Here is a 19,088-nt window from a genome sequence, read left to right on the forward strand (position 1 = left end):
AAAGATAAGAGATAAGAGATTAGAGATAGAAGCGAAAGCCAGATCCTGGGCTATATGCCCAGGCCCGGCTTCAAAACAAGCCAATACTTTGGATAGCTTATTGTTGGATGTGCTTAGTTATCCTGCCAGATCATCACCTTGGCCGGCTCGCCGCCCTTGCGGGTCGCGCGGTACATGCCTTCGGTGTTAAATGGGGTGGCGATGTTGCCGCGCTGATCGATGGCAATCACCCCGCCGGTACCACCTGCGGTGATCAGGCGCTGATTGATCACCTCATCTGCCGCCTGCAGAATCGATTTTTGTTGATATTTCACCTTGGCGCAGATATCCCCCGCCACATGGTAGCGAATGAAATACTCGCCATGACCGGTAGCCGACACGGCGCATACCTGATTTTCGGCGTAGGTGCCGGCGCCGATCACCGGCGAATCACCGATACGGCCGAAACGCTTGACCGTCATGCCGCCGGTCGAGGTGCCGGCCGCCAGGTTGCCTTGCTTATCCAGCGCCACGGCGCCCACGGTACCAAACTTGTAATCCAGATCCAGATAGTTAACCGAGGCCTGATAGTCGGGCTTACCCGCCTCCTTGCTCTCGGCCGCCTTCAGCTTGGCCTTAGCATCGATAAGCTGCTGATAGCGGCTTTCGGTATCAAAATAGGTCACAGGAACCAGGCTAAAGTCCTGACTCAGGGCGAATTCTTCTGCTCCCTGACCCGAGAGCATCACATGGGGCGACTTGTCCATCACGGCACGCGCCAGGTTGATCGGGTTCTTAATGTGCTTCACCCCGGCCACGGCGCCGGCGTTGAGGTTGCGACCATCCATGATGGAGGCGTCCATCTCATGGGTGCCGTCATAGGTGTAAACCGCGCCTTTACCGGCATTAAACAGCGGACTGTCTTCGAGAATATTGATGGCAGTGGTCACCGCCGTCAGGCTATCGCCCCCCTTCTCCAGCACCTTATAGCCGGCATCCACCGCCTCTTTTAACTTGTCGCGATAGGCTTGCTGCTGCGCCTCGGTCAGATTGGCCTTAGAGATGGTGCCGGCGCCGCCATGGATGGCGATGGAAAATGGCTGAGTTTCGGCCACAGTGCTAGTGCTGATCAACAGGCCCATCAGGCCGGCCAGTAGGGAGGGGGTAATAGTGCTTCTCACGGTAGGCTTCCTCGTTATTGTTTGCCTTCTTTGTACCGATTTTCATCATTAATTACAATCACCATCTTGCTTGGCCTCTATAATCTGCGACAATAAACAGCAACAAACTTTTCAACTAGATAGAGCCTTTTTCTTGCGGATCTTTGCGACCTTATCCCGGCTATCGATACTCGCCCTACTCAGCTTCAGCATGGGTATCTCCCCCGTCTGGGCAAACGACTGGTTAAAGGTCGAAGTCGACGGCGCGAATGAGTCGCTTAAACGCAACATCACCGCCCACCTCGGCGCGCTGCCAGGCTCAGAGGTGCAGCGCCGTGCCTATATCTTCAACGCCGAAGAGAACATAGAGGCCGCGCTTCACTCCCTTGGCTATTACAAGGGCAAGATAGACCAGCAGCTGGAGAGCCCGGAATCCGGCCCCTGGACGCTCCGCCTCACCGTCACCCCGGGCGCCCCGACGGTGATCCAGTGGATAGATATTCAGCTCTCGGGTGAGATCCTCGATGATGAGGTGATAAACGCCTGGCTAAGGCAGATAAAGGTTAAACCCGGTGACGTGCTCAATCATGGCGAATATGAGGCGATCAAGTCGCAGCTACTCACCTACGCCTTGGCCAGAGGTTACTTCGAGGGCAAATATCTGACCAATAAGATAGTGGTCAACCGGGATCTCGACAGCGCGCAGATCAGCCTGCACTACGACTCGGGCCCGCGCTATCGCATCGGCGAAGTCAGCTTCAATGGTCACGACCTGGTGCCCGGCTTTCTCGACAAGCTGATCCCCTTTGAGCCAGATTCCCACTACAGCACGGGTAAGATAGGCGCCCTCAATCGTGAGCTGGTAGATACCGGCTACTTCACCAATATCAAGGTGCTGCCGCAGCTGGACAAGATGCAGGATGACAGGGTGCCGATTCGGGTAGAGGTAACGCCTAAACCCAGCCACTCCATCGAGCTGGGTCTGGGCGCCGACATAGGCAACTCCATCGACAACAACATAGAGCCTAGGGTCAGAGTCACCTGGCGCACGCCGCAGATCAATCGCTATGGCCACTCCCAGGAGACCAGTCTGGAATGGTCGCCGGACAGGCCTAAGTTTCTGACCACCTATACCATTCCCCTCACCCATCCGCTGGACGATCAGCTCAAGCTACGTCTCGGCCTGCTGAGGGACAAATATGGGGTGACCCAGATCTACGATCCCGATAAGCGCGACTATCGCAACACAGGTGAGCTGGAGTCGGTCAAGAAACTCGTGGGTGTCGTCAGGCAAAAACGCCTGCATAATCAATGGCTGTTTACCTATTCGTTAGATGCCATCAACGAAGAGTATACCCAGTCGGATATCAAATATAATCCCGACATCTTGCTGCTCGGCACCAGCCTGTCCAAGACCAACAGGGGCGATAAGAGTCTGGATCCCAAGTCGGGCTTCTTCCAGTATTACAGCCTGGAGCATGCCGACCCGAGTCTTGGCTCAGATCTGCGTCTGACCCGGCTACAGGCCAAGTTTAAGTGGATAGACACCTTCTTTGACAAGCACAGGTTTGTCTCCCGGCTGGATCTGGGCGCCAATCTGGTGAGCGAAGAGGATCTGCCCATGGTGCCCCCTTCGCTGCGCTACTTTGCCGGCGGCGATCAGAGCATCCGCGGCTATAGCTACCAGGAGCTTGGCCCCTATATCGAATATACCAACAGCCAAGATCAGCTGGCCCGCATGGTGGTGGGTGGCCGCTACCTGATGGTCGGCAGCCTGGAGTATCAGTACTATCTCACCCCCACATGGCGCCTTGCCACCTTCGTCGATGCCGGTAACGCCTTCGACAATCAGCAGTTCGAGCCTATCGTCTCTGTGGGCGGCGGTGTCCACTGGATCTCTCCCATCGGCCCCATCAAGCTCGACCTGGGTGTCGGCCTGAAGGAAACAGAGACAGTTGATCGCAGCTGGCGCATCCATATCACCATGGGGGCCGAGCTATGATAGAGCGGCCAGATGGAATCGACCAAGGGCAGATGACCCAGGAACAGCCGCTATCGGCGCAGGGCGGCGAAGCGCCGCCAAGATCTTTGCTATACCGCCTGCTCTGCTGGCTGCGTAACCTTGTTCGGGTGCTGCTCTATCTGCCACTGGCCCTGCTCATCCTGCTGGCCATCTTGATAGGCACCCCCTTTGGCAGTCGCATCGCGGTCAACCTCGCCGATCTCTTGGTGCCGGACTTAAGCCTGAGCTATGGCGGCGGTACCCTCAATGGTCAGCTGCAACTGGAACACGCTAAGTGGCAGATGACGGGCATAGAGGTCGAAACAGAGGGGCTTAGCCTCAACTGGCGCCCCCTGTGTCTGTTGCAGCGCCAGGTGTGTGTCGACTCGCTGGGCGCCGATGCGGTGCGGGTCGATATCGATACAGACCTGCTCACCGCATCATCGCCAGACGCTGCTCTCAAGGAGAAAGCTGCTATTGACGAAACAAGCGAGCATGGCCCGCTCACCCTGCCTATCGGCATCATACTCAACCAGAGCGACCTCAATCAGATTAGGGTGCGGGTCAATGAGATGCAGTTTAATGCCGAGCAGCTCGCGGCCAAGGCCAGCTGGTTAGAGACAGGCCTGAGGGTCAATCGGCTCGACAGCAGCGGACTATTGGTCTCGATTCCCCTTGGGCAGAGCGAAGATGGTACTCAGCCAATCCAGGCAAAAAATGACCGGCAAGACGCACAGGCGAGCTGGCCCTTGAGTCAGTTGCCCGAGGTTGAGATCCCCATGCCCATCTTCGTCGATGGCGCGCATCTGGTTGACAGCGAGCTCAGGCTCGGCGAGCGCATAGACAAATTTGCCGCTATCGATCTGGCCGGCAGTTACCTTGGCTATAAGATCACCGTCGATAGCCTGGCCTTCAGTCATGACTATGGTAAGGCGCGCCTCGATGGCGAGATGAGCCTGACTCAAGACTATCCCATGGCGCTGCATCTCGAGGCGGAGTTTAATGCCAACAAGATCAGCGAGCTGCCGGAACTCAAGAACCAGCGCCTGAACGCCGAGATCAACGGCGGTTTCTCGGCCCTTGCCGTCAAGCTTAAGGGCGAGGGTCACCTCGAGCTGGATCTCGACGCCAAAGGGAATCTGAGCACGCCTGCAATGCCCTACGAGATGACGCTTTCCAGCCGGCACCTGATGTGGCCACTTGCCCAGGCGCAATATGAGGCCAAGGCATTGACCCTTGAATCGAGCGGCAGCCTAGCGTCCCAAAGTCTCAAACTGACGGGTGAGCTTAAGACGCCTTATCATCCCTGGTTAAGCCTGAACACCCAGTTGACCCATCAAGACCAAAACGTCGAGGTGGCTGCGCTTTCCGTCGACAGCGAGATGGGCAAGTTGGATCTTAAGGGCAAGCTGGGTTACGGCGAGGCGATTAGCTGGCAGCTCGAGGCCGACACCCAAGACCTAGATCTTGCCCAGCTGGATGTGATGCCAGACAAGCCCCTGCCCGAAACTCAGATAAGCGGCAGCCTGCATAGTCAGGGACGCTTCAGCGACAAGCAGTGGTCAGTAGGCATCAGCCAGGCGGATCTCCAAGGCCAGGTGGATCAATATCCCCTGAGACTTCAGGGGGATATCTCCCTGAACGATAAGTTCCAGCTTAACGCCGAGCATCTGCAACTCGACGCCCTTGAGTCGCAGCTCACCCTCTCTGGACGGGTAGATGATGCCTGGGCGCTGGATGGCCAGCTGAGCGTGCCTGCCCTGAGCCTGTGGGATCCGAGCGCCAGCGGCGCCATCAAGGCGGTGATCAACGTCTCGGGCGATGACGAGCACCCGGAAGTGGCCATCAACGCCGACACCATAGAGTTTAAGTACGCCGATATCACGGTAGACAAGGCCAAGCTTATCGCCTTCTACCGCCCCCAGGATGCGCACCAATTTGCCCTGTCGCTAAAATCTTCGGGTATCAAGGGGCAAGGCATGGCGCTGAGCGACCTCACCTTGGGCTTCAAGGGGGATATCGCCAAACAGAAACTGGGCCTGCAGACCTATGGTGACCTGCAGCTAAACACCTCTATCGCCTCTACCTTCGACGAGAAAACCCAGCGCTTCGACGCCAAGATAAAGCGCATCAGCCTCAATTCTCGCCTCGGCGCCATGGCGCTGGATGAACCCTTCGACCTCTATTGGGATAACAAGCACGCCAAAGGCGAGATCTCCCCCTTCTGTTGGCGCCATGACGCCGCCAGCCTGTGCCTCACCGACACTGCCGAGCTTGGCGACAAGGGCGATACCCGATTGCAATTTGCCGGCGATCTCGGCGCCCTGCTGGCACCCGTGCTGCCGGAAAACCTCAAATGGAGGGGGCCGACTCAACTAGATGGCGAGCTGCAATGGGCCAAGGGCGCCAAGCCCACAGGTCAGCTGACACTGGCCATGGCGCCGGGACAGTTTGATCTCACCACCACCAAGCGTCATATCGAGGCCCAGTACCATTACCTCAACCTCACGGCTCGCCTGGATGAGCTGCAACTGGCCATCGACACTCAGCTGGAATCAGAGCGTTTCGCCAAGATAGACAGTCAGCTCACCATAAGTACCGACCCAGAGCACAGGCTGAGCGGTAAGATAGATCTTAAAGATATCGACCTGCATGCCCTGGCCGACTTTACGCCTCAGCTTGAGGTGCTCGACGGTAAGGTCTCAAGCGCCATCATCTTGGGGGGTACGCTGAATGAACCAGATCTCAGCGGCACGGTAGATCTCAACGACGGCCAACTGGCAGCGGCCGCCAACCCGACCCTGTTAGATAACATCAAGCTCAAACTCACCCTGCTGGGGCAGACGGGTCAGGTGAAGGGTCAGTGGACCATGGGCGATGGCAAGGCCAAGGTAGATGGTGTGATTGGCTGGCAAGAGGGCCTCAAGGGCGATCTTAATTTTAGCGGCGACAAGCTGGCCATCATTCAGCCGCCACTGGCGATACTGGATGTGTCACCGGATCTCGACATCAGCTTTAGCGATAAGCACCTGGATATTCGCGGCAAGCTGGATGTGCCCTCTGGCCATATCAAAATCGTGCAGCTGCCCGAGGGCGGCGTGGCCGAGTCCAGCGATGTGGTGTTCAATGACAGTTTGGCCAGTCAAGCCCAAGTAAAAGATCCCATTGCCGTCACCAGCCAGATAGCGGTCAAGGTAGGCGACAAGCTCACCATAGACGGCATGGGGCTCAGAGGCATGTTAGTCGGTACCCTGGAGCTGCGCCAGGCCGCCTTTAAGCCGCCGCTGCTCTATGGCGACATCAAGGTGGTTAACGGTAACTACAAATTTATGGGTCAGACACTGTCGATCAAGGCGGGCGAAGTGCAGTTTATCGGCCCCATGGCGGTGCCTAACCTGAATATCGAGGCGATCCGCGAGATCAAGGATGAAGATGTGGTCGCCGGGGTACGCATTACCGGCACGCCGCTAAAACCTGTGGTCACCCTCTTCTCCAATCCCGCCAAGGAGCAGGCGGAGATCCTCTCCTACATCATCAAGGGCACAGGGCTGAATAACTCAAGCTCAGATCAGAACAATGCCCTGATGATGGGCGCCGCCCTCACCCTGGGCAATCAGCTGGGGGATAACGCCTTTAGCAATCTTGGCAGCTCAGCCTCCGGCATCATAGAGAAGTTCGGCATCTCCAACGTGCAGTTCGACGCCAACGACGAAGGCAAGGTCGCCATCAGTGGCTTTATCGGCGAAGATCTCATGGTCAAATATGGTGTGGGGGTGTTCAACCCAGGCTATGAGATGACGGTGCGCTACTACCTGATGTCCCAGCTCTATCTGGAGAGCGTCTCGGGCACCATCTCCAAGACCCTGGATATCTACTACAACTTCGATATCGATTAGTGCCGCGAGAAACTACCAGATAAAAAGACGCCATAAAAAAAGCCGCTTCAATGAGCGGCTTTTTTATCAAAGGGTTTTGCGGCTGGCGCTTAAGCCTTGCTCGCCTCGGCCGACTGCATCAGATTCGCCTTGTAACGCTGCCACACCTTGCCGCTGTTGATGCCGTAGCTACGCATCAATACAGGCACGTCGTTGTGGTTGTGATCTTTGGCCAGGGCTTCGAGCGCCTGATAGAAGTCCAGCGCCAGCTCACGGGCCTTCTCAATGGCAAAGTACTCTTCACCCACACGGCTATAGAGGCCCTTGAAACCGTTGAGGATCAACACATACAGAGGGTTACCGGAATGGTACGCCAGGGTGTGATGCAGTTGGTAATCGAACTCGATAAAAGCCTTGGCATCATCTTTCAGGGTGGCCAGTGGCGCTAACGCCTCAAGCACCTTGTCTGGGTTGTAACGCACGGCGCCCTTAAAATAGATGGCACTGATGTTGGTGCGGGCAGATAAAAGCTGCTCCAGCAGCACAGGTTCACCGGCAGGGTTAAGATCGGCGATGGTTTCCAGCACGTTCAGACCCGAGGTTTCCCAGATATCGTTAACTCGTGTCGGCTTACCGTGTTGAATGGTCAACCAGCCGTCACGGGCGAGGCGCTGCAGCACTTCACGCAGCGTCGTACGTGTCACGCCAATCAGTTCAGACAGTTCTCGCTCGGCAGGAAGAATGGAACCGGGTGGAAACTTTCCCTCCCAAATCGAACGAACAATATACTTTTCGGCAAAGCTCGCAGGACCTTTCGCTTCAATAATATCTTTGTCTTTAGGCGCTACAGGTACTTGGGGGACAGTTGTCATCAGGCCACTATTCCAATTTATTCAAAGTTATCTTGGGAACTGATCATACCAGAGCGGTAAAAAATGGAAACCTAATCCGTAACATTACTGGATAAGATCAAGGACTCAGATCTCATTAATGAGCAAAATACACACCACATCAACAAGCTTGTGATATAGATTGCAGTTAATGTCTGTTTTTGGGCAATGGGGACCATAAAGGTATTAAATTCTACATATCATTAGGATACACTGAATTGAACAGCGGACAGTTCGTTAACTTTCTGTCAAAAAATAATTATATAGATGAGAGGATGCCATGCCTGTGACCATGAGTCAGGCGTTTATTGACAATTTCTTAGGAAATTCTCCTAAGTGGTTCAAAATCGCAATTTTATCATTCTTAGTGATCAACCCGATCGTCTTCTACCTCAACCCATTCGTCGCCGGATGGTTACTGGTAGTCGAGTTCATCTTCACGCTGGCAATGGCGCTGAAATGTTATCCCCTACAACCCGGTGGTCTGCTGGCCATCGAAGCCGTCATCATAGGCATGACCTCGCCTAGTCAGGTGCTACATGAGATAGAAGCCAACCTTGAGGTACTACTGCTATTGATCTTCATGGTGGCCGGCATCTACTTCATGAAACAGCTGCTGCTGTTCGTGTTCACCAAGATGATCACCAAGATCCGCTCTAAGGTAGTGGTCTCCTTGATGTTCTGTATCGCCTCGGCCTTCCTGTCTGCCTTCCTCGATGCGCTGACGGTAATCGCCGTTATCATCGCCGTGGCCGTAGGTTTCTACTCCATCTACCACAAGGTGGCCTCTGGCAAAAGTTTTACCGACGATCATGACCACACCTCGGACAGCCATGGTGAAGGGCATTCCCTGTGTGAAGATGAGCTGGAGGCGTTTCGTGGCTTCCTGCGTAACCTGCTGATGCATGCCGGTATTGGTACCGCATTGGGTGGTGTGTGCACCATGGTGGGTGAGCCGCAAAACCTGATCATCGCCGCCCAGGCCAACTGGCAGTTCGGTGAGTTTGCCCTGCGCATGGGCCCGGTCACAGTGCCTGTGTTCATCTCGGGTATCGCCACCTGTTTCCTGGTGGAGAAGTTTAAGTGGTTTGGCTATGGCCAACAGCTACCAGAGGCGGTACACAAGATCCTGTCCGATTACGCCTCTTATGAAGATGCGCACCGCACCAAGCATGACAAGATCAAGCTGGTTATCCAGGCGTTTGTGGGTGTATGGCTGATCGTCGGCCTGGCCTTCCACCTGGCCTCAGTGGGTCTTATCGGTCTGTCGGTGATCATCCTGACCACCGCCTTTAACGGCGTCACTAACGAGCACGCCCTGGGCAAGGCCTTCGAAGAGGCACTGCCCTTCACCGCGCTGCTGGCAGTCTTCTTCGCCATCGTGGGCGTGATCATCGACCAGCAACTGTTCGCCCCTGTGATCCAGTGGGCACTGAGCTACGAGGGTAACACTCAGCTGGTGATCTTCTATATCGCCAACGGCCTACTCTCTATGGTGAGTGATAACGTGTTCGTGGGTACCGTCTATATCAACGAGGTGAAAGCCGCGCTGTTAGATGGCCAGATCACCCGCGATCAGTTCGACCTGCTGGCGGTGGCCATCAACACGGGTACCAACCTGCCATCTGTGGCAACCCCTAACGGTCAGGCAGCCTTCCTGTTCCTGCTGACCTCGGCGATTGCCCCATTGATCAGGCTCTCCTACGGTCGCATGGTGTGGATGGCGCTGCCCTACACTATCGTCTTGTCTATCGTGGGCATCCTAGCCATCGAGACAGGATTCCTGGGCGAGATGACCCAATACTTCTACGATTCCCATATGCTGATCCACCACTCGGTGGCGGAAGCGGCCAAGGGCGCAGTCACCGGACACTAATTTGTTGATTGACTGAACTTATCTAGTTTCGTAAAGTCTTAAAAACGCCTCTAGCAGTTAGAGGCGTTTTTTTATAGGAGAATATCGTTGAGTGCCCTGACCCGATTTGCACAGTCTCGTTTAGCCTGGACTCTACTGCTACTCACAGCCGTAGGCCTGGAAGCTTGTGCCCTCTTCTTTCAACACGTGATGAAACTCGACCCCTGCGTCATGTGTATCTATCAGCGCTTAGCGGTACTCGGCGTACTCACCGCCGGCCTCATCGGCGTGGTTGGCCATCAATTCCGCCTGCTGCGTTTCCTCGGCGTACTCCTGTGGGGCGTTAGCGCCGCCTGGGGCCTCAAGCTGGCACTGGAACTGGTCGAGATGCAGACCAACCCATCGCCCTTCTCCACCTGCTCCTTTCTGCCGGAATTTCCAGAATGGATGCCGCTACACGAGTGGTTCCCTTCTGTCTTCCTGCCGACGGGCATGTGCACCGACATCCCCTGGGAGATGTTTGGCATCACCATGTCACAGTGGATGGTGGTGGCCTTCAGCACCTACCTGATAGCCCTGGTGGTGTTTATTGTTCCGGCATTAATGCCGACTAAGAAAGCCTAATTGCGTTTAGGTTATCGCTTATAAGAAACGCCCTTAATGGGCGTTTTTTTGTGGCTAGCTATCGCCTAGCCACGCGTGTCGAATATCAACTCATCTGCCTTGAATCCGCTTAAGTAGTGCCAAGCTCCATAGCTACTTACCAAGAACGTCTTAAGTCGTACCTTCACTGCAACCTAACGCCTGCCCGGCGGGGGTTGTGCAGATACACCTGTGAGACGGTGAGTGAAGCACCGCTTCGTGCTCACGAACGAGAGGCATGGATGCCGAACTGGCATTTAAACAGGGATGTTGTTTGAACATATCCCTATAGGCTCTGCCGAAACATCCCTGTTTCGGAAGCTCACCGGCGTATCTACACCCGGTATCTATCGTCTCTTCGATTTGGCGGCATTGATGATGAGTAGCTTATCAAACGTTCTATTGAGTTATAGCCAAAGGCTTTCGTTTTCAAATATAGATTTGGGAATTTCGATTCGGCTGTATAACGACAACCTACAAAGTCATCTGTTAAGGGGGTCTTGAAGCATGCCTTCACTGCAACCTATCGCCTGCCCGGCGGGGGTTGTGCAGATACGCCTGTGAGACGCCGTGAATAAATCCCTTTAGGCTCTGCCGAAACATCCCTGTTTCGGAAGCTCACCGGCGTATCTGCACCGGATGTCTAACGTCTCTTCGATTTGGCGGCATTGGTAATGAAAAGAAGATAAGACAGAGATTAGAGGTACAAGCCCCTACTTAAGAATGAGGGGCTACTATGTTTGAAAACTAAGATAAATAGGCTAAACGCCACATTCAGTGTGAGTAATGATACCCCCTAGCCTAAGTCATCTACGATAAGCACAAACCCTAACACGGAGACAAAAATTCCACCTGTTGGCTTCACTTTTAAATACTTGTTTTGTAACCAAATCATTAAGATGAAAATCTGTACCTTGCACAATACGACTTTAAACTTTCATACTCCATTTTATCGGTATCTATATCAGAGTACATTGGTGCCACTTTATCTTCTATTCTGCAATGCCGTGCATTAATCACATAGCCTTTTCCATTATCGTATGTTTTGACCGTAAGCCCAATGTTGTTTGATACAGACCAATTTCTGTACTGGGTGTATTCAATCCATCCTAGATATTCTTTCTTTGAGGGTGGGTATCCAGACTTTAAAGGCCATATTTTACCATTTATAAACACAGCAAAACCTTCTGCAGCGGGTCCAAAACCGGGAGCACACTCTCCAGCTCCAGACTTACAGTAGCCTTTTACTTCAACAGTAACGTCTTTTGTTAAATCGCATATAAAAGGACTTTTTTGTAGCTCATGTGCCGTTACAATTTTTGAATCCTTTTCCATGCCTTCATAGCTAGGGTTCCATACCTGAAACGTATTAAGAGAAAAGTATGACAAATCTTTATTACAGGAAATTTGGATGAAATCCCAAGATTCATCAGCTTTTAACTGAGGAGAATAGAAAACTATACAACACAATAGAGCAAAAATATTTTTCATTAGAACCCTCCTTAGTTCTAGTTAATTAAGTAGTGGCTAATACCACAATAATGGGCTGATAATACCTGGCTATACTGTTTAGCAAAGCAAAAATTGAGCCAAGATTTATAATTCCAGCTTTAATTGGCTTATTATGCCTTTTTACGATACTTGCGCTCTGAGAAGTACCAAAGCCAATTGCTCCAAATTAAACCGCCAACTGGAAAAACAATAATAGCGACAAGCGGTCTAACCCAAATAGGTTCTTGTGGCTGAAACAACTGCATCAAAGTTGACCATAGCACTGCAGTAGAAACGCCCCAAAATAAAAAACCATTCATCCAGATAAACCTAGCTTTGCCCTTGGCACGTACTTGCTTCCATTTTTCCATATTCATCGACTTCTCCATAACTCGATTACCCCATAACGCCACATTCAGCGTAAGCAACTTTAGCACCCAGCCTACCCCATCGCACGATGAACACAAAACCCAACGCAGAAACAAAAATGCCAAGTGTTGGGAATCGCTGTTAAATGTATTGTTATCAATTTTTATCGATAAATTCTAATAACTTATAGACTACTCTCTCTGGACGATGAAGTGGTTTTATAGACTTGGTCATTAAGTTAACACTGACTAGTTTACCTATTAGGTCTGAACTAAATTGTTCGGCCGCTAATCTAGTTGTTGATCCATAGATAATTTTCCCTTCGCTAGTTGAAGCCTCAAACTTACAGTGTTCAGGAAGCAGACCTAACACCTTTAGTCTCACTAGCTCTTCATCCTCGTCGATTTCCGTTGCTTCGGTTCTTTGTCTTGCTCGGTGAATGAAGCTTGAATCAAAACAGTACTCCAGCTCATCACCAACTAGGCGCATTGTTGAATGTGCTTTATCTAGAGTAATAAAAAAGTCCTTTAGTGACTGTAGTACCCGCTTATCTAAAGATTCGATTAATTTCTCAAATTTTTCTTCATTCGGTTGAGCTGATGCATCAATTAACTCTAAAACATCGTCCACTGTATGCTTTAGCGCTGTTTCTGTAATTTCTAGTTGATCTGAAATCTCATCAAGAATAAAGCCAAATGATCCTTTAGCTACCTGCGTGACCATGAGGTTTGAGTTAGCTTTTAGTGGAATTTTTCCACGCTCACCAAGACTGCCATTTTCTTTACTTGCAAACGCCTTATTGATTAATTCTTGAAAATTATCTAATACATTACCAGCAAAACTAGCAAGTATACCTTGAGAGCCTAGTACAGGTTCACCACCAAAAAATAATGCAACACTGGCATGGGTTTCGTTAGCATTTTTAAGCAGTAAAATTTCTGAATTTAGTTTTTCTAACTTTTCTCGATATTGTAACTCTCCGACGACATCTCCATACTCAATAGCTTCAGATAGGAGTTGTTCTACCGCGTATTTGTCGGACGTTAAGCTATTCAATTTCAATTTACGAGGCATCGTAACCTCCACTTACCAACTTTTGAAGAACCTCTGTTTCATTATAGGAAAGATCTACTTCTAGCATTCCTTTCCACAAACTAGTTTCTCGTTGATGTGAAAATAGACCGAACCAATATTTTGTATGAGATACAATGGCTTTGGAAGGCAAATCTAAGTCAGCAAAGTAAGCATCACACTTGTAAGACGCTTTTGCCATTTCAGGGGAGAATAAATCTAAATTGCTTTGCACAAAACCCTTCCAGTCCTCAAGACTGAAGCCTTTAGGTCTATGGGCGAACGTTACCAAATCAATATCATTTGGTGCTCTGCCTCTCGTTTTCTCCACATTCTCTACAAAGCTTCCATCAAGCCATTGAAAGCCATTTGTAACGCCTAAGCTTTTTAACTTTGAACGGTATCGAAGAAAGCCTAAAAGAATTTCAGTTCTTTCCTTACTTGTAGCAAAGTGCTCAACAAAAGCTTCCAAAGAAACTTTGTAAGGAGCTTGATTTGCTGGTTTTGTTGGACCATCACCAACAAAAGGAGGAAGCACTCCTGACTCTTCAAACTTTGGAATCAAATTCCATCTCCTTTAAAATCTATAACGCTTACTAACGAGAATGCCGAATATGTAATAACTATCACCTCACGCACCTAAATTATTTTAAATACATGAAACTTACAGCAAAAACAGCATCAAATTATCAGAAATAAAGTAACTCACCTTAAAACAAAGTGGGACCTAACATATAAAAAAAGACGAGACCTTTACCGCTTTCTATTAGAAATAAATGGGGGCAGAGTTAACTTTTTAAGGGATTTGATTGGCACATATTGGTTGGCTTTTTCATTCCCTGAATGGCGTGATCGATGTTTGATTCGAGTTGGCCTAGCTCTGTCCTTGATTGGTGATACTTTAATCTGTTTTGTAGCTGAGATTCAACATCTCATTTCACACTTTCGTGAAATTTTTCTTTAGGAATAATAGCTTGTATCAATGAGTAACAGACAAAGCCAAATCGAAGAAACGTTAAATATCGAGTGTAGATGCATCTGCGGACGTCGATGGCAGGGATGCCATCGTCGAGCCTCCAAGGATGGATTTACGGCGTGTAGCAGATGTATCTGCACATAAGCCCACCGCAGGTGATAGATTGCAATGAAGATGCGACCTTCAAATCTTCTGTAAATACAAATGTGGCCAAATGTTCCGCCCCATTGGGCACCCAATGACGCTAAATCGAAGAAGTGTTAGACAACCAGTGTAGATACGGCTGTGGCCTTCGGTGACAGGGCCGAAAATGTTCCCTACATTTTTCGGCATTCCCTACATCCATGTAGGTCAGATGATCTCGCAGAGCCCACACGGACGTGCTTGCGGCGTGCCAAAAGAGTGCTTGCACAACCCTCGCCGGGCAGGCGTTAGGTTGCCATGAAGGTATGACCTTCATAATCCCATCAAATACCCAAACTGATAGACGCTCCAACCCAAACATCATCCGATACCAGAAAGGTTAAATCGAAGAGACAATTAACTTGGTGCAGGTGCGGCTGAGGCCTTCGACAGCAGGGATGCTGTCGTAGAGCGCCCAGGGAGGGGTTTACAGCGTGCCGCAGCAGCACCTGCACGAAGAGCCTGCCGCAGGCAATAAGTAACATTGATGACTAACGCTACTGCAAAGTGATTGAAATCAAAAAGACTAAAACCACTTTTCACTAGTTGAGTGAAGAACTAGTCACAATCCTTCAGCGGCCACAAAACAATATGGTCCTCAAGGTACCTCACCTTGTTCTCATTCACTATCTTGTTGCGGGTCGACATCCCCAGCTCATGCATCTTGGTCTTGTCGCCGGTTAACAGCGGATGCCAACTGGGAAGGTCCCGGCCCTGATACAGGCGGCGGTAGGCGCAGCTGTCTGGCAGCCAGGTGAGCTCGGCGATGTTATCTACCGTCACCTTAGTGCAGCTGGGAACGAAGGTAAAACGCTGCTCATAGTGCATGCAATTACACGCCTTTGCATCGAGCAGCTTACAGGCGGCGTTGGTGTAGTAGAGCTCATCGGTTTCATCGTCGATGATCTTGTTGAGGCAACACTTACCACAGCCATCGCACAGCGATTCCCATTCCTGGGCACTCAACTCTGCGAGGGTTTTCTCTTTCCAAAACGACATCTTTACAATTCTTTCAAGGGCCAACTCTTTAAACGCCATATATTTCAATGCTCAAGAGTTGGCGGAGTGCTTAGGCGCCAAGCCAGCTTAAACCGGCTCGGCGTCTCGAGTAGCCTATTTTATCTCAGGATACTTAATTCTTTCTGACAGGTAGGTCACAGCCAGGGTCAGATGATCCGACGCCTGGGTCTGTCGCAGTACTCGGTAGTTGTCATACACCAGATAGCTGCGACCGCCTTTGCCATCGGGCCTTATCAGCGACACCTGCATGTCTTTGCGTGATGGCAGGTCGCTGCCATTGAAGCGCCTTACGCCAAGCGCCTGCCACTGGTCAAAGCCTTTGTGTACCTCTAGCCCCACCAGATCCTTGGGCAGTTCGCTAGGGGATTTCACCTGGCGTCCCCAGGTGCCATCATAATCCCAGCCGAGCTGCTTAAGATAATTTGCCGTGGTGGCGAAGGCATCGGCGAGGTTCTGCCAGATATCCACCTTACCGTCGCCATTACCATCTTTGCCGTATTTGGCCAGTTGCTTGGGGGTAAAGTGGGGGTAGCCCATCAGGCCGGAGGCATCGCTCTTGAGGCTGTCGAAGCTAAGTTGGTCACGCTCCATCAGCTTGAGCGCCGCGAGAAACGCCGCATCCTGGCCATCGCTATGATAGGCGTTGGAGGCGATCACCGTCAGCGCCGGATAGTCGCTGGCATCGAAGGCCGAGGCTATGCCCCAGTAGGCCAGTATAAACCTTGGCTGGACGCCATATTCCTTACCTAGACGATCGAAAAGCGCCTTGTTATCGCGATACAGGCCTCTCGCCTGCTCAACCAAGGCTTCGCTGACCCGCTCTGGGAGATAGGTATCCAGATTTTGTGGGCCATTTTGCGGGCCATTGGCGGCGGGTTCGTTAACCATCGCCTTCTTGAACAGCTTTATCTGATCGAAAACCGCGTCTATGGTGCCTTGGGCGATCCCCTGCTCGACTGCTTGCTGCTTTAACTCAGAGAGATATTGATCGTAACTGAGCGCTGACTCTTGGGCTTGCAAGGGGCTGGTCAAAAGCAAGCCATTTGCAAGTAGAGCACTTAGCAAAACATTCTTCAAAAACATGCACTTTCCTATCGGTGACAAGGGTCTGTTTATCTTTCAGGTTTAATTTTTGTTCAGTCTAAACGCGTTTTGCTCGCGGCGTAAGCAAGTAAAGCATAGTCAGCTATGTAAATTGCGCACAACAATGAGCAGGACGCGTTTAGAAGAACCCTCCGGGCAGCTTTTGAAGACAATTTCTACTGCGTTATCGCCCGTTTGTGTAGAATAACTACACCACACGAGCTCTGCCTTGTATAAATCCCCTTCATAATGCTGCAAAAACAAACAGGAAAGGTCAACAGACCCTAATCTCTGCTATAACCTATCTCTTTCTTGTACTCTTCGAGTAGGTTAACCGGCGGTGGTGGTAATTGAAGATAATACCCCTTCTCGGCTAGTTCAACTTTTACTTTTTCGATATCGGCAAGGGCTAACTGTTCACGTTTGTTTAGCGGCAGCAACATCACCAGTTCTGGCGTGCCAAACATCTTCATCAGAGGCTCGGGTACACGCTCGAAATCGTTGCGTTTCTCCACAAAAAGATAGCTATCGGGTTTTAAGCGACTCTTATATACAGCACAGATCATATAGGGTGAAATTTCCAGTTTATTCAACTTGCCAGCAAATTGCGCACACTATAACATGGAGCGCAAGGATTATAATAATATCTAACCGGCCCAGGCCGGTTAATTTTATCAAGAGCAAGTTTAGGAATGCAGAAACCTAGCCTCGAATTAAAAGGCTCTTCATTTACGCTTTCAGTGCTGCACATTAACGATGCAGATCTCGACGGGGTCGCCCGCGAACTCGACGATAAACTGGCCATCGCGCCGCAGTTTTTTCTTGGTGCGCCCCTGGTGGTTAACCTCAGCGCCATCTCAGACCCCGATTACAACCTCGCCGGCCTCAAAGATCTCTTGATCTCCAGGCAGTTGGTGATTGTGGGGATCACTGGTGCGCCGAGTGCTATCGCTAATCAGGCCAAGGCCTTGGGGCTTGCGCTGATCAAGTCTGGTAAACAGAGTCAGACCCAGCCGCAGCTGCCGAAAACCACCAAGATAGTGAAGCAGAACATTCGCTCGGGGCAGCAGATTTACGCGCAAAATGGCGATCTCATCATCATAGGCGCCGTGGGTAATGGCGCAGAAGTGATTGCAGATGGCAGCATACACATATACGGTAGTCTTAGAGGCAAGGCCATGGCGGGTGCCAATGGCGACAAGAATGCCGTGATCATCGCCCAGAATATCGATGCCGAGCTGGTCTCCATCGCCGGGCAATATTGGTTAACCGAGAATCTACAGGCACATGCCTCGATCAAGAGCGGTTGCATCAGGCTAGACGGCGACAGCCTTACCGTCGAAGCACTATCGCTATAGAAATTGAAAAGGACAGAAACAAACATGGCACAAATTATTGTTGTCACCTCAGGTAAGGGTGGAGTGGGCAAGACCACTTCGAGTGCGGCCATTGCCACCGGCCTGGCATTGAAAGGACATAAAACCGTGGTGGTCGATTTCGATATCGGCCTGCGTAACCTGGACCTCATCATGGGGTGTGAGCGCCGCGTGGTGTACGACTTCGTCAATGTGATCAACGGCGAAGCCAACCTGAATCAGGCGCTGATCAAAGACAAGCGCACCAGTAACCTGTTCGTGCTGCCCGCCTCTCAGACCCGTGATAAAGACGCCCTGACCAAAGAAGGGGTCGGCCGCGTACTGGACGAGCTTAAGCAAGAGTTCGAATACATCATCTGCGACTCACCCGCGGGCATCGAAACCGGCGCCATGATGGCGCTCTATTTTGCCGACACGGCGATCGTCACCACCAACCCTGAGGTTAGCTCGGTGCGTGACTCGGACCGTATCCTGGGCATGTTGCAGAGCAAGTCTAAACGCGCCGAAGAGGGGCTTGAGCCGGTCAAGGAGCTGCTGCTACTGACACGTTACTCCCCTACCCGCGTCGCCACCGGCGAGATGCTGAGCGTGGCCGACGTAGAAGAGATCTTGGCCATTCCGCTACTTGGGGTGATACCCGAGTCGCAAGCCGTACTCAAGGCCTCTAACTCGGGCGTACCTGTGATCATCGACCAAGAGAGCGATGCCGGTAAGGCCTACAGCGACGCCGTGGCACGACTAACGGGTGAAGACGTAGAGATGCGTTTCGTCACCGAAGAGAAAAAAGGATTCTTGAAAAGGATATTTGGTAGCTAATTATGTCTTTACTCGATTACTTCAGAGCGAAAAAAGAGCCTACGACCGCAACCACCGCCAAGGAGAGATTGCAGATCATCGTCGCCCATCAGCGCGGCGAGCGTGATGCGCCAGACTACTTTCCGGCGATGAAGCAGGAGATCATCGAGGTGATCCGCAAGTATGTGCAGATAGACAGCGATCAGGTATCGGTGCAGCTGGATCAGAACGACGACAACCTGTCGGTACTGGAACTGAACGTAACCCTGCCGGAAAAGCCATAGGCGACTAGCAGGTCTTATTCAATAGGCAGAATATGCA

At 51.4% G+C, this 19,088-nt stretch carries 16 protein-coding genes; 7 read left to right on the top strand and 9 right to left on the bottom strand.

The window, feature by feature from the left end; translation table 11 throughout:
* Positions 1 to 113: 113 nt before the first annotated feature.
* Complete coding sequence (locus SHEW_RS11260) at positions 114 to 1,121, bottom strand: isoaspartyl peptidase/L-asparaginase family protein (RefSeq protein WP_049766578.1); 1,008 nt, start codon at positions 1,119 to 1,121, stop codon at positions 114 to 116.
* Positions 1,122 to 1,350: 229 nt separating this feature from the next.
* Between SHEW_RS11260 and SHEW_RS11265 the strand changes: the two genes are divergently transcribed.
* Together SHEW_RS11265 and tamB are read left to right on the top strand one after the other, a co-directional pair.
* The gene (locus tag SHEW_RS11265; RefSeq protein ID WP_150100045.1) at positions 1,351 to 3,141 is read left to right on the top strand and encodes an autotransporter assembly complex protein TamA; all 1,791 of its coding nucleotides are present in this window, start codon (positions 1,351 to 1,353) and stop codon (positions 3,139 to 3,141) included.
* Complete coding sequence (gene tamB / locus SHEW_RS11270) at positions 3,138 to 7,037, top strand: autotransporter assembly complex protein TamB (RefSeq protein ID WP_011865971.1); 3,900 nt, start codon at positions 3,138 to 3,140, stop codon at positions 7,035 to 7,037. The genes SHEW_RS11265 and tamB overlap by 4 nt, the downstream gene beginning before the upstream one ends.
* An 89-nt stretch (positions 7,038 to 7,126) precedes the next feature.
* On the opposite strand, the gene fadR is transcribed toward tamB, so the two are convergent.
* Positions 7,127 to 7,888 (bottom strand): fatty acid metabolism transcriptional regulator FadR, encoded by a 762-nt coding sequence (fadR, locus tag SHEW_RS11275; protein WP_011865972.1) that lies wholly within the window; start codon positions 7,886 to 7,888, stop codon positions 7,127 to 7,129.
* A gap of 298 nt (positions 7,889 to 8,186) precedes the next feature.
* Here fadR and nhaB point away from each other — a divergent pair, with 298 nt between their 5' ends.
* Positions 8,187 to 9,782 carry a sodium/proton antiporter NhaB gene (gene nhaB / locus SHEW_RS11280; RefSeq protein WP_011865973.1) on the top strand — a complete coding sequence of 532 codons (1,596 nt, stop codon included), beginning with the start codon at positions 8,187 to 8,189 and terminating at the stop codon, positions 9,780 to 9,782.
* 87 nt (positions 9,783 to 9,869) lie between these two features.
* Positions 9,870 to 10,385, top strand: a complete 516-nt coding sequence (dsbB, locus tag SHEW_RS11285) for a disulfide bond formation protein DsbB (RefSeq protein ID WP_011865974.1) — start codon at positions 9,870 to 9,872, stop codon at positions 10,383 to 10,385.
* A 912-nt stretch (positions 10,386 to 11,297) separates the two neighbouring features.
* On the opposite strand, the gene SHEW_RS11290 is transcribed toward dsbB, so the two are convergent.
* The 7 genes from SHEW_RS11290 to SHEW_RS11320 form a co-directional block, all read right to left on the bottom strand.
* A complete protein-coding gene (locus SHEW_RS11290) occupies positions 11,298 to 11,894 on the bottom strand; it encodes a hypothetical protein (RefSeq protein ID WP_011865975.1) in 597 nt (198 codons plus the stop codon).
* Between the two features lie 131 nt (positions 11,895 to 12,025).
* Complete coding sequence (locus SHEW_RS11295) at positions 12,026 to 12,271, bottom strand: hypothetical protein (protein WP_011865976.1); 246 nt, start codon at positions 12,269 to 12,271, stop codon at positions 12,026 to 12,028.
* Between the two features lie 148 nt (positions 12,272 to 12,419).
* Positions 12,420 to 13,337: a hypothetical protein gene (locus SHEW_RS11300; protein ID WP_011865977.1), complete on the bottom strand. Its 918-nt coding sequence runs from the start codon at positions 13,335 to 13,337 to the stop codon at positions 12,420 to 12,422.
* A complete protein-coding gene (locus SHEW_RS11305) occupies positions 13,327 to 13,899 on the bottom strand; it encodes a DUF6932 family protein (protein WP_011865978.1) in 573 nt (190 codons plus the stop codon). Before SHEW_RS11305 ends, SHEW_RS11300 begins: the two co-directional genes overlap by 11 nt.
* A 1,152-nt stretch (positions 13,900 to 15,051) precedes the next feature.
* Positions 15,052 to 15,492, bottom strand: coding sequence for a YcgN family cysteine cluster protein (locus SHEW_RS11310; RefSeq protein WP_041406638.1), 441 nt, complete (start codon positions 15,490 to 15,492; stop codon positions 15,052 to 15,054).
* A gap of 114 nt (positions 15,493 to 15,606) precedes the next feature.
* The gene (locus SHEW_RS11315; RefSeq protein WP_049766522.1) at positions 15,607 to 16,545 is read right to left on the bottom strand and encodes a lytic murein transglycosylase; all 939 of its coding nucleotides are present in this window, start codon (positions 16,543 to 16,545) and stop codon (positions 15,607 to 15,609) included.
* Between the two features lie 335 nt (positions 16,546 to 16,880).
* Positions 16,881 to 17,162 (bottom strand): YcgL domain-containing protein, encoded by a 282-nt coding sequence (locus SHEW_RS11320; protein ID WP_011865981.1) that lies wholly within the window; start codon positions 17,160 to 17,162, stop codon positions 16,881 to 16,883.
* A 126-nt stretch (positions 17,163 to 17,288) separates the two neighbouring features.
* On the opposite strand from SHEW_RS11320, the gene minC reads away from it, so the two are divergent.
* Genes minC through minE form a run of 3 tightly spaced genes read left to right on the top strand, consistent with a single transcriptional unit; the run spans position 17,289 to position 19,051 of the window.
* Positions 17,289 to 17,954, top strand: coding sequence for a septum site-determining protein MinC (gene minC / locus SHEW_RS11325; RefSeq protein ID WP_011865982.1), 666 nt, complete (start codon positions 17,289 to 17,291; stop codon positions 17,952 to 17,954).
* A 24-nt stretch (positions 17,955 to 17,978) separates the two neighbouring features.
* The gene (gene minD, locus SHEW_RS11330; RefSeq protein WP_011865983.1) at positions 17,979 to 18,788 is read left to right on the top strand and encodes a septum site-determining protein MinD; all 810 of its coding nucleotides are present in this window, start codon (positions 17,979 to 17,981) and stop codon (positions 18,786 to 18,788) included.
* Positions 18,789 to 18,790: 2 nt separating this feature from the next.
* Entirely contained in the window at positions 18,791 to 19,051 is a 261-nt protein-coding gene (minE, locus tag SHEW_RS11335; protein ID WP_011865984.1) for a cell division topological specificity factor MinE, read from the top strand.
* The last annotated feature ends 37 nt before the right edge of the window (positions 19,052 to 19,088 follow it).

Source organism: Shewanella loihica PV-4, assembly GCF_000016065.1.
Lineage (GTDB): Bacteria > Pseudomonadota > Gammaproteobacteria > Enterobacterales > Shewanellaceae > Shewanella > Shewanella loihica.